We start from the raw sequence: 1,192 nt of genomic DNA on the forward strand, positions 1-1,192 counted from the left end.
TATTTGTCTTCTTAATCATTGCATTTAGTGTAGCTTCTTTAATTGCAATTCAGCTAACCTATCACTTAGATAGGTTATTTTCTATTTCGCAAAAAAAAAAAAAAAAAACTATAATAATATTTATGAAAAATCAAACTAATATTGATGTTAATCTTAGGAAATGAAAACAAAAATTATTGGATTTATCGAACAGAAATAACGCAATAACTTTTAAAGTTGATCCACTAGGTGAAAGCACAAATTTTAAAACTAAAAATAAACAACAAATTCAAATTATTAATCCGACCTTTCAAGAAATTTTATCTATTTTTCAAAACACAGAAAATAAAGTATTCAAAATAAAAACAATTGACGAATCTTCACAAATACAATATAACACTAAGTCGAATATTTTTTATACAAATTCTGAAACCGAAGAAATTGATGCAAGATTAAAAAACATTTATAAAAAAGTCGAAAGCTTTAAAAACGAATATTCTATTGATATTCTTTATTTTACTATTGGGTTATTAAAATGATATGAAGATTCAAACTCTGATGTATTCCATTATTCACCGCTTTTATTTATTCCAATTACATTAAAAAAACAAGAAAATATCTTAAAGATTGAATTTACAGACACAAGTAATGTAATAATAAATGAATCACTTTTTTTAAAATTGAAAGAAGAGTTTGGTATCCTTGTGGAGTGAAATTTTGATGAGAATTTGGATTTATATACCCAATACCAAGAACTCAGTTCTAAAATATTGACTTCATATCCGAACGATACAAGATGAAAAATTATTGATTATTGCTATATTTCCACATTTGATTTCACTAAGATTGTTATATATGAAGATATCCAAAAGAATAGTCAAAAAATTACTGAAAGTAATTTTTACCAAGGATTTCAAGGTAAAGGAGATTTAAGTAATTATGATATTAGTTCCATTAATTCTGATAATATTAATTCACATATTGATGTTAATACAGAATATCGTGGACTAGATGCTGATTCATCTCAAGAAGTAGCGATTCAAAATGCTATTAAAGGTAAATCATTTGTTTTACAAGGACCTCCTGGGACAGGAAAATCACAAACAATTACTAACATTATTACTGAGTTAATTGCAAGAAATAAAAAAGTACTATTTGTAAACAAGGACATAAAAATTAACATAAAATTAACATTGTATCATCTCGGCATATT

At 24.7% G+C, this 1,192-nt stretch carries 1 protein-coding gene; it reads left to right on the plus strand.

Features of this window, described 5'->3' with window-relative positions; translation table 4 throughout:
- Positions 1–122 precede the first annotated feature (122 nt).
- Positions 123–1,192, plus strand: a 1,070-nt coding sequence (locus ACXYRK_RS04160; protein ID WP_458618261.1) for a DUF4011 domain-containing protein, incomplete at its 3' end; no start/stop codon positions are given.

Source organism: Mycoplasma sp. AC1221, assembly GCF_054353815.1.